The sequence below is a fragment of the Superficieibacter sp. 1612_C1 genome (genome assembly GCF_015234305.1).
Taxonomy (GTDB): domain Bacteria; phylum Pseudomonadota; class Gammaproteobacteria; order Enterobacterales; family Enterobacteriaceae; genus Superficieibacter.
On sequence record NZ_JADGMI010000006.1, the window covers coordinates 120130 to 144569 of the forward strand.

At 57.8% G+C, this 24440-nt stretch carries 24 protein-coding genes; 8 read left to right on the forward strand and 16 right to left on the reverse strand.

Annotation, left to right across the window (positions count from 1 at the left end; translation table 11 throughout):
* Window positions 1-155 precede the first annotated feature (155 nt).
* Together ascF and INT84_RS19730 are read left to right on the forward strand one after the other, a co-directional pair.
* Entirely contained in the window at window positions 156-1616 is a 1461-nt protein-coding gene (gene ascF / locus INT84_RS19725; RefSeq protein ID WP_194208166.1) for a PTS cellobiose/arbutin/salicin transporter subunit IIBC, read from the forward strand.
* Window positions 1613-3040, forward strand: a complete 1428-nt coding sequence (locus INT84_RS19730) for a 6-phospho-beta-glucosidase (protein WP_194208167.1) — start codon at window positions 1613-1615, stop codon at window positions 3038-3040. The genes ascF and INT84_RS19730 overlap by 4 nt, the downstream gene beginning before the upstream one ends.
* Window positions 3041-3224: 184 nt before the next feature.
* Here INT84_RS19730 and hycI read toward each other — a convergent pair whose 3' ends face one another.
* The 10 genes from hycI to hycA all read right to left on the reverse strand — a co-directional run bounded on the left by hycI (window position 3225) and on the right by hycA (window position 11855).
* Entirely contained in the window at window positions 3225-3680 is a 456-nt protein-coding gene (gene hycI / locus INT84_RS19735; protein ID WP_194208168.1) for a hydrogenase maturation peptidase HycI, read from the reverse strand.
* A 39-nt stretch (window positions 3681-3719) separates the two neighbouring features.
* Complete coding sequence (locus INT84_RS19740) at window positions 3720-4415, reverse strand: class I SAM-dependent methyltransferase (protein ID WP_194208169.1); 696 nt, start codon at window positions 4413-4415, stop codon at window positions 3720-3722.
* Window positions 4416-4475: 60 nt separating this feature from the next.
* A complete protein-coding gene (locus INT84_RS19745) occupies window positions 4476-4886 on the reverse strand; it encodes a formate hydrogenlyase maturation HycH family protein (RefSeq protein ID WP_194208170.1) in 411 nt (136 codons plus the stop codon).
* Window positions 4883-5650, reverse strand: a complete 768-nt coding sequence (locus INT84_RS19750) for an NADH-quinone oxidoreductase subunit B family protein (protein WP_176919298.1) — start codon at window positions 5648-5650, stop codon at window positions 4883-4885. Before INT84_RS19750 ends, INT84_RS19745 begins: the two co-directional genes overlap by 4 nt.
* Entirely contained in the window at window positions 5650-6192 is a 543-nt protein-coding gene (gene hycF / locus INT84_RS19755; RefSeq protein ID WP_176919299.1) for a formate hydrogenlyase subunit HycF, read from the reverse strand. Before hycF ends, INT84_RS19750 begins: the two co-directional genes overlap by 1 nt.
* Before the next feature lie 9 nt (window positions 6193-6201).
* Window positions 6202-7911 carry a formate hydrogenlyase subunit HycE gene (gene hycE, locus INT84_RS19760; RefSeq protein WP_194208171.1) on the reverse strand — a complete coding sequence of 570 codons (1710 nt, stop codon included), beginning with the start codon at window positions 7909-7911 and terminating at the stop codon, window positions 6202-6204.
* A gap of 12 nt (window positions 7912-7923) precedes the next feature.
* A complete protein-coding gene (locus INT84_RS19765; RefSeq protein ID WP_194208172.1) occupies window positions 7924-8850 on the reverse strand; it encodes a respiratory chain complex I subunit 1 family protein in 927 nt (308 codons plus the stop codon).
* Window positions 8851-8852: 2 nt separating this feature from the next.
* Window positions 8853-10700, reverse strand: coding sequence for a formate hydrogenlyase subunit 3 (gene hycC / locus INT84_RS19770; protein ID WP_194208173.1), 1848 nt, complete (start codon window positions 10698-10700; stop codon window positions 8853-8855).
* On the reverse strand, window positions 10697-11305 hold the full coding sequence (locus INT84_RS19775; protein ID WP_194208174.1) for a 4Fe-4S dicluster domain-containing protein: 609 nt from the start codon (window positions 11303-11305) through the stop codon (window positions 10697-10699). Before INT84_RS19775 ends, hycC begins: the two co-directional genes overlap by 4 nt.
* Window positions 11306-11387: 82 nt before the next feature.
* Window positions 11388-11855 carry a formate hydrogenlyase regulator HycA gene (gene hycA / locus INT84_RS19780; protein WP_176919304.1) on the reverse strand — a complete coding sequence of 156 codons (468 nt, stop codon included), beginning with the start codon at window positions 11853-11855 and terminating at the stop codon, window positions 11388-11390.
* Window positions 11856-12065: 210 nt separating this feature from the next.
* On the opposite strand from hycA, the gene hypA reads away from it, so the two are divergent.
* The 6 genes from hypA to flhA all read left to right on the forward strand — a co-directional run bounded on the left by hypA (window position 12066) and on the right by flhA (window position 17836).
* The gene (hypA, locus tag INT84_RS19785; RefSeq protein WP_194208175.1) at window positions 12066-12416 is read left to right on the forward strand and encodes a hydrogenase maturation nickel metallochaperone HypA; all 351 of its coding nucleotides are present in this window, start codon (window positions 12066-12068) and stop codon (window positions 12414-12416) included.
* A 3-nt stretch (window positions 12417-12419) separates the two neighbouring features.
* Window positions 12420-13292: a hydrogenase nickel incorporation protein HypB gene (gene hypB, locus INT84_RS19790; protein ID WP_194208176.1), complete on the forward strand. Its 873-nt coding sequence runs from the start codon at window positions 12420-12422 to the stop codon at window positions 13290-13292.
* Window positions 13283-13555, forward strand: coding sequence for a HypC/HybG/HupF family hydrogenase formation chaperone (locus INT84_RS19795; protein ID WP_194208177.1), 273 nt, complete (start codon window positions 13283-13285; stop codon window positions 13553-13555). Before hypB ends, INT84_RS19795 begins: the two co-directional genes overlap by 10 nt.
* A complete protein-coding gene (gene hypD / locus INT84_RS19800) occupies window positions 13555-14676 on the forward strand; it encodes a hydrogenase formation protein HypD (RefSeq protein WP_194208178.1) in 1122 nt (373 codons plus the stop codon). Before INT84_RS19795 ends, hypD begins: the two co-directional genes overlap by 1 nt.
* Window positions 14673-15683 carry a hydrogenase expression/formation protein HypE gene (hypE, locus tag INT84_RS19805; protein WP_194208179.1) on the forward strand — a complete coding sequence of 337 codons (1011 nt, stop codon included), beginning with the start codon at window positions 14673-14675 and terminating at the stop codon, window positions 15681-15683. The genes hypD and hypE overlap by 4 nt, the downstream gene beginning before the upstream one ends.
* Window positions 15684-15760: 77 nt before the next feature.
* The gene (gene flhA / locus INT84_RS19810; RefSeq protein ID WP_194208180.1) at window positions 15761-17836 is read left to right on the forward strand and encodes a formate hydrogenlyase transcriptional activator FlhA; all 2076 of its coding nucleotides are present in this window, start codon (window positions 15761-15763) and stop codon (window positions 17834-17836) included.
* A gap of 416 nt (window positions 17837-18252) precedes the next feature.
* On the opposite strand, the gene INT84_RS19815 is transcribed toward flhA, so the two are convergent.
* The 6 genes from INT84_RS19815 to INT84_RS19840 all read right to left on the reverse strand — a co-directional run bounded on the left by INT84_RS19815 (window position 18253) and on the right by INT84_RS19840 (window position 24390).
* Window positions 18253-18597: a nitrous oxide-stimulated promoter family protein gene (locus tag INT84_RS19815; protein WP_194208181.1), complete on the reverse strand. Its 345-nt coding sequence runs from the start codon at window positions 18595-18597 to the stop codon at window positions 18253-18255.
* A 282-nt stretch (window positions 18598-18879) separates the two neighbouring features.
* A complete protein-coding gene (gene treY, locus INT84_RS19820) occupies window positions 18880-21408 on the reverse strand; it encodes a malto-oligosyltrehalose synthase (protein WP_194208182.1) in 2529 nt (842 codons plus the stop codon).
* Entirely contained in the window at window positions 21405-23192 is a 1788-nt protein-coding gene (gene treZ / locus INT84_RS19825) for a malto-oligosyltrehalose trehalohydrolase (protein ID WP_194208183.1), read from the reverse strand. Before treZ ends, treY begins: the two co-directional genes overlap by 4 nt.
* 295 nt (window positions 23193-23487) lie before the next feature.
* On the reverse strand, window positions 23488-23790 hold the full coding sequence (locus INT84_RS19830; RefSeq protein ID WP_194208184.1) for a hypothetical protein: 303 nt from the start codon (window positions 23788-23790) through the stop codon (window positions 23488-23490).
* A gap of 134 nt (window positions 23791-23924) precedes the next feature.
* Window positions 23925-24125, reverse strand: coding sequence for a hypothetical protein (locus INT84_RS19835; protein ID WP_176919318.1), 201 nt, complete (start codon window positions 24123-24125; stop codon window positions 23925-23927).
* A gap of 124 nt (window positions 24126-24249) precedes the next feature.
* Window positions 24250-24390 (reverse strand): hypothetical protein, encoded by a 141-nt coding sequence (locus INT84_RS19840; protein WP_194208185.1) that lies wholly within the window; start codon window positions 24388-24390, stop codon window positions 24250-24252.
* Between the last annotated feature and the right edge of the window lie 50 nt (window positions 24391-24440).

The following is a 24440-nucleotide window of genomic DNA, read 5'->3' on the forward strand; positions in this document are numbered from 1 at the left end:
AGCGATCTACATCACAATTCAGCAACATAAAAAAATTAGATCTTGCCTGAGAAATACAAACTCATCACCCTGATGTGGAACCGGTTTCCTATACAAAATTTAATCACCCTTCTACGGCGCTCGTGCCGTTTAATGAAAAACAGGACAGAGATCCGATGGCTAAGAACTATGCGCCACTGGCCCGCTCGGTGGTCTCCGCGCTGGGCGGAGCAGAAAACATCGCGGCGGTCACCCACTGCATGACGCGCCTGCGTTTTGTGGTCAAAGACGAGGCACAAATTGATAGCGCCACCATGAAAAGTCTCAGCGGCGTCCTTGGCGTGGTACGCAACGACAACCAGTGTCAGGTGATTATCGGCAACACCGTGTCGCAGGCGTATCGCGAGGTGGTCAGCCTGCTGCCGCAGAATATGCAGCCGGTGGAACCGGCGGGGAAACCGCCGCTGACGCTGCGGCGCATCGGCGCGGGGATCCTTGATGCGTTGATCGGCACCATGTCGCCGCTGATCCCGGCGATCATCGGCGGCTCGATGGTGAAACTGCTGGCGATGATCCTTGAGATGACCGGCGTGCTGACAAAAGGCTCGCCGACGTTAACCATCCTGACGGTCATCGGCGACGGCGCATTCTTCTTCCTGCCGTTGATGGTGGCGGCGTCGGCGGCGGTGAAATTCAAAACCAATATGTCGCTGGCCATCGCCATCGCAGGCGTGCTGGTGCATCCGAGCTTTATCGACCTGATGGCGAAAGCCGCCCAGGGCGAGCACGTGGAGTTCGCGCTGATCCCGGTAACGGCGGTGAAATATACCTATACGGTGATCCCGGCGCTGGTGATGACCTGGTGCCTGTCGTATATCGAACGCTGGGTGGATCGCATTACCCCGGCGGTCACCAAAAACTTCCTTAAACCGATGCTGATCGTGCTGATTGCCGCGCCGCTGGCGATCCTGCTTATCGGCCCGATCGGTATCTGGATCGGCAGCGCGATTTCTGCGCTGGTCTATACGGTGCACGATTATCTCGGCTGGCTGTCGGTGGCGATCATGGGCGCGCTATGGCCGCTGCTGGTGATGACCGGGATGCACCGCGTCTTTACACCGACCATTATTCAGACCATCGCCGAAACCGGGAAAGAAGGTATGGTGATGCCGTCAGAAATTGGCGCTAATCTGTCGCTCGGCGGTTCTTCGCTGGCCGTCGCGTGGAAAACCAAAAATCCGGAACTGCGGCAGACGGCGCTGGCCGCGGCGGCATCGGCGATTATGGCGGGCATCTCTGAACCCGCGCTGTACGGCGTGGCGATCCGCCTGAAACGCCCGCTGATTGCCAGTCTGATCAGCGGCTTTATCTGCGGCGCAGTGGCGGGTATCGCCGGGCTGGCCAGTCATTCGATGGCCGCACCGGGGCTGTTTACCAGCGTGCAGTTTTTCGATCCGGCCAGGCCAATGACGATCTTCTGGGTATTCGGCGTGATGGCGCTGGCAGTGGTACTCTCCTTTATTCTCACCCTGATGCTGGGCTTTGAGGATATTCCGGTTGAGGAAGACATTCACCAGAAGACAGCATCTGAAAAAAATCAACTGCACAACATGGACACTGAGCGAGGTAATGCATGACATCTCCCTTCCCACACGATTTTTTATGGGGCGGCGCAATGGCCGCCAACCAGTCTGAAGGCGCGTATCTGGAGGGCGGTAAAGGGTTAACCACCGTCGATATGATCCCGCACGGCAAGAACCGTCTGCCCGTCAAGCTCGGGCAGGAGAAGCGCTTCACCCTGCGCGAGGATGAATATTATCCGAGCCACCAGGCGATTGATTTTTATCATCGCTATAAAGAAGATATCGCGCTGATGGCGGAGATGGGCTTTACCGTCTTCCGCACCTCAATTGCCTGGAGCCGCCTCTACCCTAACGGCGACGAACCGATGCCGAATGAAGAAGGCATTGCCTTTTACCGCGCGGTTTTTGAGGAGTGCAGAAAGTACGGCATTGAACCGCTGGTCACGCTGTGCCATTTCGACGTGCCGATGCATCTGGTGACGGAATACGGCTCCTGGCGCAACCGCAAAATGGTGGACTTTTTTGCCCGCTATGCGCGCACCTGTTTTGAAGCCTTCGACGGGCTGGTGAAATACTGGCTGACCTTTAATGAAATCAACATCATGTTGCACAGCCCCTTTTCGGGTGCCGGGCTGGTGTTTGAAGAGGGCGATAATCAGGAGCAGGTGAAATATCAGGCCGCCCATCACGAACTGGTGGCGAGCGCGCTGGCGACTAAAATCGCCCATGAAATTAATCCGCACAACCAGGTCGGCTGCATGCTGGCGGGCGGTAATTTCTATCCTTACTCCTGCAAGCCGGAAGATGTGTGGATGGCGCTGGAAAAGGACCGCGAAAATCTGTTCTTTATCGACGTGCAGGCGCGCGGTGCTTATCCCGCCTATGCGGCGCGCGTATTCCGGGAGAAAGGGATCGCGATTGTCAAAGAGGTGGGCGACGAAGAGATCCTGAAAAACACCGTGGATTTCGTCTCCTTCAGCTATTACGCCTCGCGCTGCGCCTCGGCGGATATGAACGCGCAGAACACTAACGCGGCGAATATCGTCAAGTCGCTGCGCAACCCGCATATTCAGGTGAGCGAATGGGGCTGGGGTATCGATCCGCTCGGTCTGCGCATCACCATGAATATGATGTATGACCGCTACCAGAAGCCGCTGTTTTTAGTCGAAAACGGCCTCGGCGCGCACGATGAAATTAATGCCGAAGGCGAGATCGAGGACGATTACCGTATCAGCTACCTGCGCGAGCATATCCGTGCGATGGGCGAGGCCATTGAAGACGGTATTCCGGTTATCGGCTACACCACCTGGGGCTGTATTGACCTGGTGGCGGCCTCCACCGGCGAAATGAGCAAACGTTACGGTTTCGTTTACGTCGATCGCGATGATGCGGGTAACGGTACGCTGGATCGCAAACGTAAAAAATCGTTCTGGTGGTATAAGAAAGTGATCGCCAGCAACGGGGCGGATTTGGATTGATGTAGCTGCCCGGTGGCACAATGCTTCCGGGCAGGAAACCCACAGCGGCCACAACGGCGTTGTAATGCCGGATGGCGGCTTCGCCTTATCCGGCCTACAAACGATGGCATCGCACGTAGGCCCGGTAAGCGCAGCGCCACCGGGCAAAGAGCCAAACGCGGCTACCGCCGACTAAATCGCCGCCTCAAAGCTGCGCAAAACCGCCGTCTCCCTGCCAGTCTGCCAGCCGGGCGTAAACGGTGTCTACCGCGTCTTTGATCGGCTGGGTCATCGGGTAATAAAACCCAACAATATCCGGCTGAATGCCGAGAAAAATCACCTCTCCCACGTCGTCTTTAAGCTGATCGACCAGGTAGTTGAGCGGCATATTATGGGTGGTCATCATAAACATCTCAGCGATGTCGTCCGGGTCGATTATGCGGATCTCGCCAGGATTGAGTCCCATATCGGTGGCATCGACAATCAGCAGGCGTTGCGGGCGCAGTTCGCGGATGGCGAAAACGTCATTTTCTGGCGCGTTGCCGCCGTCGATAACAACCCAGTCGCCCTGCGGGTTAGCGGCGCACATTTCCGCCAGCAACGGACCCGCGCCATCGTCGCCCATCATACTGTTGCCCACGCACAATAAAACGTCAGTCACCCTTCTCTCCACGCTACATGTATTTCATTAAGAACGCCGCTACGCTTTCCGCAATGCGAAAAAGAGAAAGCGCGGCGCGGTTGTTAGTTTCCGCCAGGCGTCAGGGAATTTCTCCCGCGCTTGCGCCAGCGGCATCGGTTCGTCTATCTGCTCAATATGAAAACCGGCCTGTTCAATGGCGCGTAACATCGCCACCAGCGGACGGTGCCAGAAGCGCATGGTCACGGTCTGGTCGCCGCGCTGCCACGCTTCTTCGAAGGTATAGGTCGCGAAATAATCCACGCCGCCGCTCTGCGCATGATCCATAAACGGATGGTGGGTCGAAAACACCAGCCGCCCGTCGTCCTTTAAAATGCGATGAAACTCACCCAACGGCTGCGACCAGTCTTCGAGATAATGCAGAGCCAGCGAGGAGAGGATCATGTCAAACTGATTATCCGCATACGGCAAAGGCTGCGTCAGATCCACCTGCTTTAGCGCGATGCGCTCTCCCAGCCGTCGTCTGGCTTGCCGCAGCATCCCGGCGCTTAAATCACAGCCCTCAACGTCCGCGCCGCCGGCCAGCAGCGCTTCGCTGTGCGCGCCCGCGCCGCAACCGGCGTCAAGGACGCGCTTTCCCGCCACGTCACCTGCCATCGCCAGAATAGCAGGCCGTTCGTAGAGGGCATTCCAGGCGTTGTTTTCGTTGTCGGCGCTGTAGTCTGCCGCCATGGCATCGTAATCGTTCACGCTCATTGTCATACTCCCGCCTTCAGATAAACCGAATCATCAGCGTAGCCGAAGACGGGAGAGACGTCAGTCGCGGTGGCGTCTCACCATCAGATAGATAGCGCTCTCCTGATGAATGTCGTGGAGCATGCTGAGCATCAGTTTGCTCCATTCCTGCTGCTGCGGTGTTTGCGTCGCGAGCGCATTGTCGAACGCGCGCGCCAGCATCTGAATATGGTTAAAATCAATGACGATTTCACCGTATTTCGGCACGCCTTCCATCTTGCGCCGCGCCTCGCTGCCCGCTTCCAGGGTGCCGATCCACGCCAGATAATCCTCCCACGGACAGGTCAGCGCCGCCTCCAGACAGTCGATTACGCCGAGGTGGTGACCAATCGCCAGGCTGTAATAGACCACCTGCTGTGCCTCGGCGGGCGTCGCATCGTTCTCGTCAATAAATTTACGGCTCAGCTGACTGAACACCACCGTTTCGCTCATCGGATACGCGCCTCTTCAACGACCTGATTCAGTTGGGTAACGATCTCGGTGAGACGCGGATCGTTTTCCGCTTCCAGCCAGCGTGTCACCTGGTGCTCGCCCTGGTTTATCAGACGCAGATAATCGTCGGCGATCTGGCGACCGTAGCGGTAGCCCGCCAGACGACGCGCCTCGCGATCCACTTTCACGCGTAGCGGCTGCACCATATCAGGATGCAAAATATCGGCAGGCCGCTCGTCCAGTTCGCCCGGCGCGCGGGCGTGGATTTTCTGCTCCAGCAGGCCGAGCGCCATCGCGAAGCCGTACAGCGTGGCGGCAGGCGTCGGCGGGCAGCCGGGAATGTAAACGTCCACCGGCACGATTTTGTCGGTGCCGCCCCAGACGCAGTACAGGTCGTGGAAGATGCCGCCGCTGTTGCCGCAGGCCCCGTAGGAGATACAGATTTTCGGATCCGGCGCGGACTGCCAGGCGCGCAGCGCGGGTGAACGCATGGCGCGAGTCACGGCCCCCGTGAACAGCAGGATGTCGGCGTGGCGCGGCGACGGCACCACTTTAATACCAAAGCGTTCGGCATCGAACAGCGGCGAAATAGAGGCGAAAATTTCAATTTCACAGCCGTTACAGCCGCCGCAGTCCACGCGGTAAACGTAGGCTGAACGTTTGATGTTTTTCAGCAGCGAGGTTTTCATGCTGGCGATGGATTCATCCACCGTCATCGGCACCGGAATGCCGTTGGCGTCACGCGGGCCTAATAAATTGCTCATCAGCTGGCCTCTTTCATATGGCGAGTCAGTTCAATACGGTCGGACGGCACCAGACATTTCTGGCGCTTGCATTCCGGGCAGGTCTCAAAGCTGTCGCGGTGAAGTTCCGCGCGGCTGTCGCCGTTGTGCGCAAGCAGCGCAATGGCGTAGTCGATCTCTTTCTGCACCGCAAAAGGACGGTTGCAGACGCGGCAGTTGCACAGCGCAAAGCGGGACTGCTGAAGAAAATCGTCTTTTTTCCACACCGCCAGTTCGTACTCCTGTGAGAGTTTGATCGCCGCCGTTGGGCACACTTCTTCACAGCGGGCGCAGAAGATGCAGCGCCCGAGGTTGAACTGCCACGCCAGCTCGCCGGTGGCGAGATCGGTTTCCACCGTCAGCGCATTCGACGGACAGGCATTGACGCAGGCTGCGCAGCCGATGCACTGCTGCGGATTATGCTCCGGCTTGCCGCGGAAATTAGGATCGACGGCAATCGGCTCCAGCGGATAAGAGGAGGTCGCTGTGCCGGTTTTGAGGACTTTTTTGATAAAGGTAAACATGGCGATTCCTTATTTCAGCGGCGAGTTTTTACGCTCGATGCTGTAACGCTCAAGTTCTTTGTACGGCACCACTTTGCTTTTCTTCTTACGCACGTCGACCACGGTCATGCGGTCGGTGCAGGAGTAGCAGGGATCGAGGCTGCCGATAATCAGCGGCGCGTCGGAGACGGTGTTGCCGCGCAGCATATAGCGCAGGGTCGGCCAGTTGGCGTAGGTGGCTGCGCGACAGCGCCAGCGGTACAGCTTCTGATTGTCGCCGGTCATGCTCCAGTGGATGTCGTCGCCGCGTGGCGCTTCGGCAAAACCGAGGGCGAAGCGGTTGGGAATATAGGTAAAGCCTTCGACCGCCAGCGGGCCGCCGGGCAGGTTATCGAGGCCGTAGTCAATCATATTCAGCGCGGTAAACACTTCGTTGATACGCACTTTCAGGCGAGAAATAACGTCGCAGCCCTGCTCGCTGTGCACTTCCATCGGCAGCAGGCCGTAACCGACAAACGGATGATCGGCGCGGGTATCGCGGGCATGGCCGCTGGCGCGCACCATCGGGCCAACGTTGCTGAAATCGCGGGCGATCTCCGGGTCAAGGCGGCCGACGCCAACGGTGCGTTGTTCCATGTTCGGCGTGCTGAGCAATACATCGACCAGCTCTTTCACCTCGCGGCGCATCTGCTGCGCGAGTTGACGGGTCTGGATCATATCGTCCTTCAGCAGATCGCGACGAATCCCGCCGATCAGGTTCAGGCCGTAGGTTTTACGCGCCCCGGTCAGGATCTCCGCCATCTTCATCGACGCTTCGCGCACGCGGAAGAACTGCATAAAGCCAGAGTCAAAGCCGGTAAAGTGGCAGGCGAGACCGAGGTTAAGCAGATGCGAGTGCAGACGCTCCACTTCCAGCAGAATAGCGCGGATCATCTGGGCGCGTTCCGGCACCACGATGCCCATCGCATTCTCGACGGAGGTGGTGTAGGCCGTGCTGTGCGCAAAGCCGCAGATACCACACACGCGGTCTGACAGGAAGGTCACTTCGTTATAACCCATCCGGGTTTCCGCCAGCTTTTCCATACCGCGATGGACATAGAAGAGACGGTAGTCGGCATCAATAATATTTTCGCCGTCAACGAACAGGCGGAAGTGGCCTGGTTCATCGGAGGTGACGTGCAACGGGCCAATCGGCACCACGTTGTTTTTCTTGTCGCCCAGTTCGTTGATAAACTGGTAGGTTTCGGCATCGGTAGTCGGTGCGGGGCGCTGACGATAATCCATGCTGTCTTTACGCAGCGGATAGAGATCGTCCGGCCAGTCGTCCGGCAGTACCAGCCGACGCTCATCCGGCAGGCCAACCGGGATCAGGCCGTACATGTCGCGCACTTCACGCTCGCCCCAGACGGCAGCAGGAACGCGCGGCGTGACGGAGGGGAACTCCAGCGTGTTGGCGTCAACGTCAACGCGCACGGTGATCCAGCACTTCGTCCCCTGCTCCATCGACATCACGTAGTAGACGGCGTAATTACCACACAGCGGGCGCTCATCGTTGCCAAACAGTACCGACAGCCAGCCGCCCTGTTTGTAGTACAGAAACTCGACCACTTCCGGCAGATAGTTCACCTTCACGGTGATCGTGATCTGGTCTTTGGTCTGCCAGGCTTCATCCAGCACGACGCCAGGGAAAGCCTCGTGCAGCGCGGCGAGATAATGTTGACCGATTTTTTGTTCAGACATAAATAAACTCTCTTAAAACGCCGCCAGCAGGGAGACGAAAGCTAAAAAGGCAAAACCAAACCCGGCCCAGGTAATGCGCCCGGTGATATCCAGACGCAGACGCGCCATGCTGTTTTCAAAGAGCGCGATAACCAGCACGCCGACGATGACCTTAACCACAGCAACTACAATCGCCAGCAGCAGGCCGCCCGCGCTGAAGCTGGTCATTTGTCCCCACGGGATAAACACGCCGACGAACATTTGCAGTACCACCAGCTGTTTCAGGCTAATGGCCCACTTGATGACGCCGAAACCGCTGCCGCTGTACTCCGACAGCGGGCCTTCCTGTAGCTCCTGCTCCGCTTCCGCGAGGTCGAATGGCAGTTTGCCCATTTCGATAAAGGTGGCGAAGGCGCAGGCGCACAGCGCGAGGATCAGCGGAATACTGCGCGCGGCAGGCCAGTGGTAAATGGTGTCGGTGATGCTGCTGATATGCGTAGAGCCGGCCACCTGCGCCGCGACCCACAGGCCGAGCAGCAGGATAGGTTCCACCAGCACGCCGAGGATCGCTTCACGGCTCGCGCCGATGGCGGTAAACGGACTGCCGGTATCGAGGCCGGAAATGGCAAAGAAGAAACGCGCGACGGCAAACAGATAGATAAGGGTGATCAAATCGCCCAGTTGCGGCAGCGGAGAGGCGACCGTCACCACCGGCAGCGCGGCGGCGATGGTTAACATCACGCCCGCCATCACAAACGGCGTGGCGCGAAAAACCCAGCCGGAGGCGGCAGGAGCGACGCTCTGACGGCCCAACAGTTTGATGATGTCGCGGTACTCCTGAAGCACATCAGGCCCGCGACGGTTATGCATCCGGGCACGCGCCACGCGGGTGGTGCCGGAGAGCAGCGGCGCAAAGGCAAACAGCGCCAGCGCCTGAAGTAAAGCAAGAACATAGGTCATTTTCAGGCTCCTCGCGTGACGACAATAATCACCAGCACCGCCAGTTCAACCAGCGCAATGCGGCGGAACAGGACAGGTGCTGCCGCGCTCTGCCAGCCCGGCACCAGCGATACCGGATTCAGCCATTTGCGCAGCTTCAGCACTGGCGCAAACGCTTCTTTCACCGGCATGGCAAAACCGTGGGCGGTGATCACCATTGACTGCTCGTGATCGTAGCCGCAGACCCAGGCCGGACCGCGTGAACGGTTCGCCAGGCGGTCACGTTTGAAGATCAGCATGATGATGAACGGCAGCAGCGGACAGGCGATCAGTAGCAGGGCGATCATCGGCTGCGAAACCACGGAGGTTGTAGGCTCGGCATTCAACCGGAAGAGATTTCCGATGAGCGGCAGCAGCCACGGCGCGGTCACCCCGCCCACGATGCAGCACAGCGCCGCCAGCACCACGCTGATAGTCATCAGCCACGGTGCAGCGGTCGCATTTTCTGCTTCCTTCGTGCGCGGTGCGCCCAAGAAGGTGACGCCATACACTTTCGCCATACACATCACGGCTAACGCGCCGGTGATCGCCAGCCCTACCGCCAGTAGCGGACCAAGCAGACGGCCAATAAAGACGTTACTGCTGCTGAGTTTGAAGAAGGATTGATAGATCACCCACTCGCCGGCAAAGCCGTTCAGCGGTGGCAGCGCGGCCATCGCCATCAGACCCACCAGCATCGCCAATGAAATCAGCGGCATTTTTTTGCCGATGCCACCAAGTTTTTCGATGTCGCGATGACCGGTGCGGAACCATACCGCGCCTGCGCCAAGGAAAAGCGTCGTTTTAAACAGACTGTGGTTCACCAGGTGATAGAGTCCGCCGGTAAAACCCAGCACCGTCATCAGCGGTGAGCGTAGTGCTATTCCCGTCACGCCAACCCCAAAACCGAGCAGAATAATGCCGATATTTTCCAGGGTATGATATGCCAGCAGGCGCTGGATATTATGTTCCATTAGCGCATACAGGCCGCCGACAAAAGCGGTCAATATGCCCAGAACAAGCAGCGCGACGCCCCACCACAGCGGCACATTGATTTCCAGCGTTGAAAATACCAGCATCCCAAACAGGCCCACTTTCATCACCACCGTGGAAAACAGAGCAGCTGCGGGTGCGCTGGCATTGGCGTGAGCCTGCGGAACCCAGCCGTGTAGCGGGATCACCCCTGCCAGCAGGCCAAATCCAATAACCCCCAGCAGCCAGATATCGCTGCCCAACGGCTGTTGTAAAACACGTGAGTGAATAATGCCGAAGTTCAGCGAGCCATAGCGCTGCCATGCCAGCCAGCAGGCTATCACCAGCAGGAGGGTGCCCAGGCGTCCCAGCACAAACCACAGCTTGCCGGATTGCATACAGCCAGTCAGAAAGGCGGCGCACAGCGCCATAATTTCTGCCATGACCACCAGCGTACCCAGATTTTTTGCGGTGACTGCGCACACGGCAGCGGCCATCAGCACATTGATCAGCAAGCCGTTAGATTTCGCCTGCGGATGGTGATGCCAGTTAATGTTAAATACGCTGACGAACAGCGCTGATAAGCCAAGCGCCACCAGCCACACGGCGCTGATTCCTGTCAGATGCAGGTTTACGTGAACGACGGGGATGACGATGTCATTCCACACGCCTTCCGCACCAGCGGGTATCCAGGCGATCAGCGTCATAAACCCGGCGACCGCCACCATCGCGCTGGCTACCGCGCCGCCGATCCCGGCAATCGCCCCGCTCACCCGTTTCCAGGCGCAGAACACAAACGCCAGCACCGCGCTGGCGACATACCAGATCACCGCCTGGCTAACTAAAGACGCTGCGTTCATTTCGCCTCCCCGCTCTGCGACTGAAACAGCGACAGATCGCCGAAGTCGGTGTTAATGGTCAGCGCACGTTTACGCTTGCTGGCAAGCGTAATGTCGCGGTTGTTCACCAGCATCAGCGCTTTGGTTGGACAGGTTCGTACGCAGGCGGGTCCCTGCTCGTCGAAACTGCACAGATCGCACTTCACGGCAATGGCGCGCACGCCCGGCACCCAGTCCAGCAGCGTACTGACGCGTGCTGGCGCAGGAGGGGCAGGCGGCGCTTTCGGCGTATTGGCATTGGCCGGAATATGCAGCGGTCGGCTGCCGGAAAATTCAATCGCGCCAAACGGACAGGCGATACCGCACAGTTTGCAGCTTACGCACAGGCTCTCATTCAGCTGTACCGCACCGTCAACGCGGGTAATCGCGTTAACCGGGCACACCCCGGCGCACGGCGCGTCTTCACAGTGGTGGCACATCTGCGGAGCAGATTCTTTTTCATTACGCATCACACGCAGGCGCGGCATGGCTTGCAGGCCGTGCTGACGATGCGTCTCTGCACAGGCCGCCTCACAGGTGCGACAACCGATGCAGACGGTGGAGTCAGCAATTACAAAACGATTCACCAGGCATTCCTCAGGTGATAGTCATTTTTGACGAAATCATGGCGACAGATGTCATTTTCGACACCTGTCGACATGCGTAACTTCAGGCCAGCGTGGCCTGTCCCTGTTTGTTCACCAGTTGGCGTAAATCCACAGGAAGATCGTTTTCTACCGCAGCATACAAGCCGTCATACACAGCGGAGATTTTGTCCAGATAATGCTCAAGAACCTGTTCACGATCCCGACTATCAATGCGGCCATCGACCTTGCCGTCGCTGGTCAATTCAGCCTGTGCAATCAGCAGCTTATCTTCACCCTCTTTTGTCTCAACGTAGTATTCAATGGTGTGGCTGTTGAATCCGGCGGCCAGGGTGACGTAAATCGTAAAGTGTTCAAACAGGACAAAGCAGAGATCTTTTTCCGGCGCGCAGCTCATCGCGTGATGCAGGCGGGCTTTGGACAGCGTGAGCCCCTGAACCAAAGAGTTGCAGTAGTTACGCCACTGATCCTGCTGGCGGCGGTGTCGATCAGCGATGTAATCGGCCTTCTCGCTAATTTCCCAAATAGTCATGTCAGGTTACCCGGTTAAAAGAGACCAGCTTGATAAGCACTTTCCATGCCAGTTTTTAACCATCTGATTTATAGAGTTTTTATATAGAAACCATTGATATATTGACATGTCATTTCGTCATCTCGACATCGTCACCGACAGTCTGCGTTATTGATTAGCAGTAACTGGCACCGTTATTGCATTAACAGGCCATCTTGTACGGGAGGCGCTATGCACGAAATCACCCTCTGCCAGCGGGCGCTGGAAATTATTGAACAGCAGGCCGCGTCGCACGGCGCAAAACGCGTGACCGGCGTCTGGCTCAAAGTAGGCGCGTTTTCCTGCGTGGAACCTGCCGCGCTCACCTTTTGTTTTGATCTGGTCTGCCGCGGCACCCTGGCGGAAGGCTGTAAACTGCACGTTGAAGAACAACAGGCGGAATGCTGGTGCGAACACTGCCAGCAGTATGTACATCTGGTGTCGCAGCATGTTCGCCGCTGCCCGCAGTGTCAGAGCGACACTCTGCGCATCGTGGCCGACGATGGTTTGCAGATCCAGCGCCTTGAAATTGATCAGGAGTAACTTATGTGTACGACATGCGGTTGTGGTGAAGGCAACCTTTATATAGAGGGCGATGAACATAACCCGCACTCCGCGTTTCGCAGCGCGCCCTTTGCGCCTGCGTCCCGCCCGACGTTAACTATCACCGGTATTAAAACGCCAGATTTTCAGCCTCAGCAGTCAGCAGGTGGCGATTTGCATTACGGCCACGGCGAGGCGGGCACCCACGCGCCCGGTATCAGCCAGCGGCGAATGCTGGAAGTGGAAATTAACGTGCTGGATAAAAATAACCGGTTGGCCGCACGAAATCGCGCCCGCTTTGCCGAACAGCAGCAACTGGTGCTGAATCTGGTCTCCAGCCCTGGCTCCGGTAAAACGACGCTGCTGACCGAAACGCTGCTGCGGCTGAAGGATCGGGTGCCCTGCGCGGTGATCGAAGGCGATCAGCAAACGGTTAACGATGCCGCGCGCATCCGCGCCACCGGCACCCCCGCCATTCAGGTAAATACCGGTAAAGGCTGCCACCTTGACGCGCAGATGATCGCCGACGCCGCGCCGCGCCTGCCGCTGGAGAAAGGCGGCATTCTGTTTATCGAAAACGTTGGCAATCTGGTCTGCCCGGCCAGCTTCGATCTCGGCGAGCGCGGTAAAGTCGCCGTGCTGTCAGTCACCGAAGGCGAAGACAAGCCGCTGAAATATCCGCATATGTTCGCCGCCGCCTCGTTAATGCTGCTCAACAAGGTGGATTTATTGCCGTATCTTAATTTTGACGTCGAGAAATGCATTGCCGCCGCGCGTGAAGTGAATCCCGCCATTGAGATTATGCTCATTTCTGCCACCAGCGGCGAAGGCATGGAAAACTGGCTTAACTGGCTGGAGGCGCAGCGATGTGCATAGGCGTTCCCGGACAAATCCGCGCCATTGACGGTAACCAGGCAAAGGTCGAAGTCTGCGGCGTACAGCGCGATGTAGACCTGACGCTGGTAGGCAGCTGCGACGAACAAGGCCAGTCGCGTATCGGCCAGTGGGTGCTGGTCCACGTCGGTTTTGCGATGAGTATTATTGACGAGGCGGAAGCACGCGACACCCTGGAAGCGCTGCAAAATATGTTTGACGTCGAGCCAGACGTCGGCGCACTGCTGTACGGCGAGGAACGATAATGCGTTTCGTTGATGAATACCGCGCGCCGGAACAGGTGATGCGGCTTATCGCTCACCTGCGCGTCCGGGCGGCGCATCTGGACTATACCGCCGCGCGGCCGCTGCGCATTATGGAGGTGTGCGGCGGGCATACCCACGCCATTTTTAAATTTGGTATCGACCAGTTGCTGCCTGAGAATATCGAATTTATCCACGGCCCCGGCTGCCCGGTGTGCGTGCTGCCAATGGGGCGGATTGATAGCTGTATTGAAATAGCCAGCCGCCCGGAGGTTATTTTTTGCACCTTCGGCGACGCCATGCGCGTCCCGGGCAAAAACGGCTCGCTGATGCAGGCGAAAGCGCGCGGCGCAGACGTTCGTATTATTTATTCCCCAATGGATGCCCTGCGGCTGGCGCAGGAGAATCCAGCGCGTAAGGTGGTCTTTTTCGGGCTGGGGTTTGAAACCACCATGCCCGCCACGGCGATTACCCTTCAGCAGGCGCTGGCGCGTAACGTTGAGAACTTTTTCTTTTTTTGTCAGCATATTACGCTGATCCCCACGCTGCGCAGCCTGCTTGATCAGCCTGATAACGGCATTGACGCGTTTCTTGCTCCCGGTCACGTCAGTATGGTGATAGGTACAGAGGCCTACGGTTTTATCGCCGAACGCTATCAGCGTCCGCTGGTGGTGGCCGGTTTCGAACCTCTTGATCTACTGCAAGGCGTCAGCATGCTGGTTGAGCAGAAAATAGCAGCCTGTAGCCTGGTAGAAAATCAGTACCGACGCGTGGTGCCCGATGCGGGCAATAAGCGTGCGCAGGAAGCAATTGCAGAAGTGTTTACCGTCAAAGGCGAGAGTGAGTGGCGCGGGCTGGGGCTGATTGCCGACTCCGGCGTTCAGCTCACCGCACCTTATCAGCGTTTTGATGCCGAGGCGCACTTTCGTCCGGCCCCGCAAAAAACCAGCGACGACCCGCGCGCACGCTGCGGCGATGTGCTGACGGGGCGCTGCAAACCGCATCAATGCCCGCTGTTTGGCAACACCTGCAATCCCCAAAGTGCCTTTGGCGCGCTGATGGTCTCCTCTGAAGGAGCCTGTGCCGCCTGGTATCAATACCGAAGCCAGGAATGTGAAGTATGAAAACGATCCAGATAGCCCACGGCAGCGGCGGCCAGGCGATGCAGCAGTTAATCAATGACCTGTTTATGCAGGCGTTTGCGAATCCGTGGCTGACGGAGCAGGAAGACCAGGCGCGGCTTAGTCTGGCGCAGTTTACCGCTCAGGGCGATCGGCTGGCCTTCTCCACCGACAGCTATGTAATTGACCCGCTTTTTTTCCCCGGCGGCAATATTGGCAAGCTCGCCGTCTGCGGCACCGCCAACGATGTCGCGGTGAGCGGCGCGATCCCCCGCTTTCTCTCCTGCGGTTTTATTCTTGAAGAGGGGCTGGAGATGGCGACGCTGGAGGCTGTCGTCACCAGCATGGCGCAAACGGCAAAGGCGGCAGATATCGCTATCGTCACCGGCGATACCAAAGTGGTGCCGCGCGGTGCGGCGGATAAATTGTTTATTAATACGGCGGGCCTCGGCGCGATCCCGGCGGATATTCACTGGGGCGCGCAGACGCTGACGCCGGGCGATGTCCTGCTGGTCAGCGGCACGCTGGGCGATCATGGCGCGACGATCCTCAACCTGCGCGAGCAACTGGGACTGGATGGGGCGCTCATCAGCGACTGCGCGGTATTGACGCCTCTGATCCAGACGCTGCGCCATCTCCCCGGCGTGAAAGCGCTGCGCGACGCGACCCGCGGCGGCGTTAACGCCGTGGCCCATGAATTTGCAGCGGCCTGCGGCTGTGGCATTGAACTTCAGGAGCAACATCTGCCGGTGAAAGAGGCCGTGCGCGGCGTGTGCGAACTGCTGGGGCTGGATCCGCTTAACTTTGCCAACGAAGGTAAACTGGTGATCGCCGTCAGCCGCGACGCCGCACAACAGGCGCTTGAGCAACTTCAGTCACACCCGCTGGGGCGTGAGGCTGCTATTATTGGAGAAATTGTTGAACGTAAAGGCGTGCGCCTGACCGGACTGTACGGCGTTAAACGCACGCTGGATTTGCCACATGCCGAACCATTACCGCGGATCTGTTAATCGCGGTTCAGAATATCATTACACTATTTTTATAATTTCTTTCGCGCCGTTTCACCGGCGCTTTGTGGGTAAGAGCAATGTCGTATACTCCGATGGGCGATCTCGGACAGCAGGGGCTGTTTGATATCACCCGGACTCTTTTACAGCAGCCGGATCTCGCCGCGCTGAGCGAAACGCTTGCGCAGCTTGCCCGGCAGTCAGCGCTGGCCGACTGCGCCGCTCTCGTGCTCTGGCGCGACGGTAATCATCGCGCCAGGTACTATACGACACGGACGTCGGGCGAAGCCCAGGAATATGAAGACGAAACCCTGCTGGCCCACGGTCCGGTGCGGCGGTTACTGTCGCGCCCGGAAGCGCTGCACTGCGGCTATCAGGAATTTAGCGACGCCTGGCCGCAGCTTGCCAGTACGCTTTATCAGCCGTTTGGTCACTATTGCCTGCTGCCGCTGGCGGTGGAAGGCCGGATCTTCGGCGGCTGTGAGTTTATCCGCAACGACGACCGTCCGTGGACGGAAAAAGAGTATTCGCGTTTACACGCGCTGGCGCAGATTGTCGGCGTGGTCGCGGAGCAGATCCAAAACCGGGTCAGCAATAACGTTGACTACGACCTGCTTTGCCGGGAGCGTGATAACTATCGTATCCTGGTGGCGATTACCAACGCGGTGCTTTCCCGGCTGGATATGGACGAGCTGGTCAGCGAAGTGGCGAAAGAGATCCACTATTACTTTCGCATTGACGCCATCAGCATCGTGCTGCGCAGCAACCGCAAGGGCAAGCTGAATATCCACTCGACGCACTACCTGGACACCAATAATCCCGTTCACGACCAGAGTGAAGTGGACGAAGCGGGCACCCTCTCCGAGCGCGTCTTCAAAAGCAAAGAGATGCTCTTGCTGAACCTGCACGAGCGCGATCAGCTTGCGCCCTATGAGCGGATGCTGTTTGAGATGTGGGATAACCAGCTTCAGACGTTATGTCTGCTACCGCTGATGTCGGGCGACACCATGCTGGGCGTGCTGAAACTGGCGCAGTGTGACGAAAAAGCCTTTACCACTGCCAACCTGAAGCTGCTACGGCAGATTGCCGAGCGTGTGGCGATTGCGGTCGATAACGCGCTGGCCTACCAGGAGATCCACCGCCTCAAGGAGCGTCTGGTCGATGAAAACCTCGCGCTGACCGAACAGCTGAACAACGTCGACAGCGACTTTGGCGAAATCATTGGCCGCAGCGAAGCCATGCACAACGTGCTTCGCCAGGTGGAAATGGTGGCGCAGAGCGACAGCACCGTGTTGATCCTCGGCGAAACCGGGACCGGCAAAGAACTCATCGCGCGCGCTATCCATAATCTCAGCGGGCGCAACGCGCGGCGGATGGTGAAGATGAACTGCGCGGCGATGCCCGCCGGGCTGCTGGAAAGCGATCTGTTTGGCCACGAGCGCGGCGCGTTTACCGGTGCCAGCGCCCAGCGCATCGGGCGTTTCGAGCTGGCGGATAAAAGCTCGCTGTTTCTTGACGAAGTGGGCGATATGCCGCTGGAACTCCAGCCAAAGCTGCTGCGCGTGTTGCAGGAGCAGGAGTTTGAGCGCCTCGGCAGCAATAAGCTTATCCGCACCGACGTGCGGCTGATCGCCGCCACCAACCGCGATCTTCAGCAGATGGTGGCCGACCGTGAGTTTCGTAACGATCTCTACTATCGCCTGAACGTTTTCCCCATTAACCTGCCGCCGCTGCGCGAGCGCCCGGAGGATATTCCGCTGCTGGTGAAGGCGCTGACCTTTAAAACCGCCCGCCGGATGGGACGCAACATCGACAGCATCCCGGCGGAGACGCTGCGTCTGCTGACCCAGATGGAGTGGCCGGGCAACGTGCGCGAGCTGGAAAACGTGATTGAACGTGCGGTGTTGTTGACGCGGGGAAGCGTGCTGCAACTCTCATTGCCTGAGGTGAGCGTGAGTCCGCAACCGCAGCCGGAACCGGTGGCAGAGACGGCGCTGAACGGCGAGGATGAGTATCAACTGATCCTCCGGGTGCTGAAAGAGACCAACGGCGTCGTCGCCGGGCCGAAAGGCGCGGCACAGCGGCTGGGCCTGAAGCGGACCACCCTGCTGTCCCGGATGAAGCGTTTAGGTATTGATAAAGACGCGCTGGCGTAATTGCCACACGCCGATTGAGCGGTGACAGTCGCCTGGCCGCGGGGAATGAATGCCTGATGGCGCTGCGCTTATCAGGCCTACGATATCAGGATGACAGTGCCTGGCCGCGGGGAACGAATGCCTGATGGCGCTGCGCTTATCAGGCCTACGATATCAGGATGACAGTGCCTGGCCGTGGGGAACGAATGCCTGATGGCGCTGCGCTTATCAGGCCTACGATATCAGGATGACAGTGCCTGGCCGTGGGGAACGAATGCCTGATGGCGCTGCGCTTATCAGGCCTACGATATCAGGCTTAACCTGTTGATATATGGCTTTTTCGTAGGCCGGGTAAGGCGAAGCCGCCACCCGGCATTTCCACGCCCCCGCGTTAACATCGCGCCGTTTTTTATCACCTCGCTGTCGCGACGTTGCGGCTACTTTTTCGGCTTAACCTTTTCCGGCAGTTCCGGCACCGGACGACGGTCGTCAATCAGATGACGTATCGTCAGGATGGGATGCCGCCATAGCATTCGCGGTCCGGACCAGCGCATTATCTGCTTCATCTCTTCACGCTTTGCTGGCTGGTAACAGTGTACCGGGCACTGCTTGCAGGCCGGTTTCTCTTCGCCAAACACGCACTTATCCAGCCGCTTATCGGCATAGGCGTTCAGCGCCTGATAATGAGCCTCATCAGGCAGCGCATCGGGACAACGACGCTGATACAGCGCCATCATTTTGCGGATAGTCAGTTTTTCACGGTCGATACGTTTACCGGACATGTCGGTTGCCCTCTGAAAGAGGTATTAATCATACACCTTTACAGCAACACAACCCACTCCCCCTTAATCGGTACTTTTGCGCCGTAGACGTAATGAGGCGGGCAGGATGCGCTGAGCCCCGGCAGGCTCTTCGTCTTCGATCATTTTTGTGATGATATTAAACAGCGATCTGTAGGCCGGGTAAGGCGAAGCCGCCACCCGGCATTACGGCACGCAAAGTAAAACCAGATTGTCATCAACCTCAGCCGATGCCACGCAGGCATCGGCTCTGTTTTCAGGCACTCACTCCCTGACCAGCAGAATGCACACCCCACCCTCGAATGCCGCGAGGTTAATACGATCGTTCAGATCAACCGTTTCCCCGCTAAGCAGGTTCCGCCAGCGCTGACCGGTAAGGCGCTCAGGCAGCGTAATCGCGGTGTCGGCCCAGCGGGCATGGTGGACAAGGCTGTCATGATGCTCATCGAAGGCCAGCCGGGGCGTAATCACAATCAGCGCATCGTCGTCATCCGCCCTGGCGAACGCAAGTACGTTCTCTTCCCGGATGCCGGTGGCCTCCAGCGGCAGATAATCCCCTTCACGGAACAGCGCCGGTTTCTCCTGGCGCAGATGCAGCAGCCGGGCCGTGACATGCTGTTTTAACTGCCCGCTGCGCCAGCTCTCCTCCGTTGGCGCGGCAAACGGTTCATCCTCCGCCAGTAAACGTTCAAGCTCCACAAAATCAGGCTCACGGCGGTTATCCGGATCGACAAGGCTAAAATTCAGCGTTTCGCTTCCCTGATAAATATCCGGCACGCCCGGTGCGGCGAGTTTCACCACCGCCTGCGTGAGGCTATTGATCAGCCCCGCGCGGATGAATGGCTGTAGCGCGTCGGTAAAGTCCTGCAAGAACGCCTGGTTATCCGGTGATAACAGGTGGCGAGTATAATCCAGCACCGCCTTTTCATACGCCTCGTTGCTGTCGCCCCAGTCGGTTCGCAGCTTTGCCTCACGCAGTGCTTTTTCGACGAACACCACAAACCGTTCCTCCAGCGCCTTCAGCTCCACCTCATCCTGCGGCTGGAGCGTAGGCGGCCAGACGCCAGCCAGCGCCTGAAACAGCATCCACGCACCGGTCGCCCGTGGGGCAGGACCGTCGTCCAGCAACGCCACTTTATGCTGATTAAGTCCACGCCAGCGTTCCACGCATTCAGCCCACCGTTCTGGTGCTTCGGTCAAAGCGTACAGGCGCGCGCGGGCATCTTCGCCACGTTTGGTATCGTGGGTGGACGTTGACGAGATGGCGTCCGGCTGCCGTTCGAGTCGGGTCTGCATCTCGCTATGAAAACGATGAATCGAAAAGGTGCGCGGCAGCGGTTCTGCGCCAACTTCATTAAGCGCCAGATCCATGTTTTGCCGGAAGAAAAGCGTATCTTCCACCGATTTCGCCATCAGCGGGCCGGTGAGCTGCTGAAAACGGGTCCGAAATTTCGCGGCGTCAGCGGAGGCATGCTGTGACAGATCGCCGCTCAGGATGCGACGCAGGAAATTCAGCGCCTCCGGGTGCGGCGCGTGGGCATCCATTCTGATACGGGCAATCACCCGTTGCAGCAGCGCGTCATCGGCGGGTGTTAAACCGTCCTGCGTGCCATAGGTCCGATAGACCGGGAAGGCCACCAGCAATTCACGCAGCGCGCCGCGAATAGCCTCTTCCTCAAGTGCCGCGTTTTCCGCCCCGGCAAGTACCATCGCCAGCTTCAGCAGGGTAGTAAACTCCCCGGCAAAATTTCTGTCCACCATCAGCAACTTGGCGTCGCGCAACTCGGCTTTCAGATCAACCGGCTCACCGACCACACGATCGTAAGCCTGGCGCAGGGCAGCAATGTTGCTATCGTCCACCAGCACGTCAGAAAGCGCCGCGATAAACTCGTAACCGGTCGTACCTGAAATCGGCCACTCTTCCGGCAGATGTTCCCCCTTACCGAGGATCTTCTCCACCGTGATGTAACACTCAGGCCCGGCTTCTTCACGCAGACGATCCAGATAGGCTTTCGGATCGGCCAGCCCGTCAACGTGATCGACCCGCAACCCGTCTACGGCACCGGAATGCACCAGTTCGAGGATCAGCCGGTGGGTATCGTCAAACACCGTTTTGTCTTCAACCCGCACGCCGACCAGACCGGTGATTTCAAAGAAGCGGCGGTATGAGAGACTGTCTGCGGCCTCGCGCCAGCAGGTGAGCTGGTAGTGCTGCTCATCATGCACTCTGGCAATGTCACGGGGATCGCTGAGCGCCAGGATCGCCTCTTCCCTGCCCTGCCAGCTTTGCGGGGTCAGCGGATAGAGGCTGTCGTAATACGCAAGCGCTGGTTTATGCGTTTGCGGATCGCGCTTAATACTTATCTCGCCCTTTGCCGCCGCCTCTTCAAACGTGTCGCCGAGGAAAGGCAGGGTCAGACGGCGCGACCAGTCGATGTCAAAATGCCGCGCATAGCGGCTGTTTTCGCCGTGCTCCACCACGTCGCGCCACCACGGATTTTCCAGCGAGGCCGCCATATGGTTGGGAACAATATCAAGGATCAAGCCAAGGCCCGCGCTTTTCAGCGCGCTCACCATGCGGTCAAATCCTTCCCGGCCGCCGATGGAAGGTTCAATCTCGCCAGCGTTAGTAACATCATAGCCGTGCGTGGAATCGGCGGTCGCGGTAAAAATGGGCGAGGCATACAGGTGACTGATACCGAAGCGCTGTAAATAAGGTACCAGCGCGGCGGCGCGGTCGAAGGTCATGCCGTTACGAAACTGAATACGATACGTCGAGGTGGGAATGCTCACTGCGTGTCTCCCTGTGCAAGGCGAACAATAACTGCGTTTCGGGTGAGGGTTTCGGCTGCGTCAGGCAGCGCAAACAGGGTCTTACCGGGCAGGTCAGGAAGCGGCTGCGGATCTTCGCCGATATTCAGCGCGAGGGATAACGTCCCGGCCGGAAAGCGCCAGCTTACGGCGAGGAAGCCCTCTGCCGTCGCGATGATCTTACCGGCATGTCCGCCAGCGGAAGCCAGCAGCGGCACGATATATTCCTGGCGCAGCGCCAGCAGCGTTTTGCATAACGCCAGCCAGCGTTGCCCTTCCTCAGTGTCCGCTTTCTGCCAGTCCAGTTTTGAGCGCAGAAACGTTTCTTCGTCGTTGGGATCGGGGACGCTACCCTCTTCATGTCCGGCATGTCCCGCAAACTCCTGCGCCCGTCCTTCACGTACCGCGCGGGCCAGATCGCCGTGGAAATCGGTAAAGAACAGGAAAGGATTCGTTTCGCCGTACTCTTCGCCCATGAACATCAGTGGAATGTGCGGGGACAATAAAAGCGTCGCCAGCAGCACTTTAGTCCGTTCAGCGCCAGCCAGTGCGATCAGTCTCTCCCCCTGCGCACGGTTACCGACCTGATCGTGGTTCTGGATAAAATCCACAAAGGCCACCGGCGGCTGTCCGCGGCTGTCCACGCCACGTGTTTCACCGGTTTGCGCAGAGACTTCGCCCTGATAAGCAAATCCTTCGGCCAGGATGCGGGCCACCTGTTTTTCCGGATAGTCAGCGAAATCCTGATAATAGGCATGCGTTTCACCGGTGGCGAAGACGTGGACGGCGTTGTGAAAGTCGTCGTTCCATTCCCCGGTGAACAGCGGTGCTGAACCGTCCGCTTCCCGCGGATGAAGGAAAATCACGTTGCGGCTGTCTTCCGTAGTCAGATGAATGGGCCGCTGAGTAATTTCATTACGAATACGCCCGGCAATTTCAATCAGGATGTGTTTATCCGCGCTGTCTTTAATCTGGTCGATAGCGTCAAAGCGCAGGCCGTCGAGGTTGAAGGCGGTTAACCAGTAGAGCGGCGCGTCGGTGATATAGCGGCGAACGGCATCGATATCATAAGCAATGCCCGCGCCCCACGGCGTCATCCGCTCCTTATGGAAAAAATCAGGCGACAGCCGCGGCAGGTAATTGCCCTCCGGGCCGAAATGGTTGAGCACAATATCCAGCACCACCGAGAGACCCTGCCCGTGTGCCGCGTCAACAAACGCCCGAAAATCATCCGGTGTGCCGTAAGCAGAATGCGTGGCATAGAGCAGCACGCCGTCATATCCCCAGCCGCGATTGCCGCTAAACTGCGAGACCGGCATCACTTCAATCATGGTAATGCCAAGGCTGGCCAGCTCGGGGAGTCTGGCTATCGCGGCCTGGAAGGTCCCTTCTGGCGTAAAGGTACCGATATGCAGTTCATAGACGACCGTTTCTTCCCACGGTCGTCCGGCCCACTCGGGGTGTTGCCATGCATAACCACTGGGATCAACCACCAGCGAAGGACCGTTAACGTCAGCCTTCTGCGCCCTGGACGCCGGGTCCGCGATCGCGGTGCCGTCACTGAGAACAAATTGATACTCCGCGCCGGGAGCCACGCCGCTCACTTCACAGGTAAACCAGCCGTCGCCAACCGGCGTCATCGCCGTATCCTGCCCCGCCAGCCGCAGCGAGATGGTGTCGTGTGCGGTAGCCCAGAGGCGAAATCGAACTCTATCCGGAGCGATAAACTCAGCTCCCCAACCCTCAGAAAAAGATCTGGACGCCATTCAATAGCCTCATTTAATTCGCAGGTGAGCATGGACGATATCGCATCAATCATAGTTCAAATGCGCGCATCAGGCGGGCGGATAGCGTATTCAGGCTGGAGCGTTATCGCAGCGGGAGCAGACATTTCTCATCGTGAATATCAAAAATACAGGCTCAGAGAGGGATCGGCTATAGCTGGAAATAGTGAAAGCGTGGATAAGGGTTATATCAGACTTGCCAGGCGGTTATATGCATCCAGCCGGATAATGCGCTAAGGTAAATTGCCTCCGCGAGAGCGGAGGCATTATTCAGGATTTAATGCTTTCGGTCATTTGAGCAACAGGCCAGGCCATTGAGCAACCAACTGTCAGACATCGCGGTTGCGGCAAACCTGGCGTCAGAACTTCCCTCGCTGCGTTGAGATGCAATATAGGCTTTCACGTCAGCGATAGCTATATTATATGCCTCCAGTCGCCCCTTATTTTCCGGCCTGTCACGGGCATCAGTTAATGCCTGTAAAAGCGCCGCAAAGGTAACGTCCTCATCAGCCTCAAGCAGACTCATTACTGCCTCACCGATAAGCAAGTCTGAAAGCATCTCTTTTTGACTTTTGCTCATGGTTATCTCCTTTTCGCCTATCGGCGTCTGGAAATCTGTCGTTATATACCGATGATAAAAATTGTCACCTTGAGTGATGGCAAGCGATAAAACAGATTATTGAACTATTCATAATATCGAAAATTGTTATCTAATCAATTCAGTTTTTTTGACAAAATCTTTAACGCTAGCTGATAAGCAGGCTTTTCATGCGTTTCAGCGCGCTCCTCCCATGACAATATCAGGGCATAAAGCATTGCCGGCGATGCGCGTAATCCTTGTTTAAGTACGGATACGGCAGCAACGCCGAGGATCTCCCTGGCAGAATCAAGTAGAACACGATCATTTTTGTCCAAATTGTCTCCTGACGGTTAAATAAAGCCCTTCCCCTTTGGACAAAGCGCAAAAGGGTAGCCCTCCGTGGTTATCACGGAAAAATAATGAGTTAGAAGAGACGTGCGGAGCCTGTGCTCCGTAGAGTTAGTACAGAAGCGTCAACGCAGGTGCCTGGCCAGCACGTACGGAAACGTGGTTAGTGTCGCGCGAAGCGGTATAAACGGAAGCCGTTAGCGCATTGTCAGCGGCAACGGGCAGCAGTGATGTCGCATTGACCTTTTGCACAGGCGCATGTTTCCGCAATGTTTTTTCGATATCAACATTTTGCAATGGGC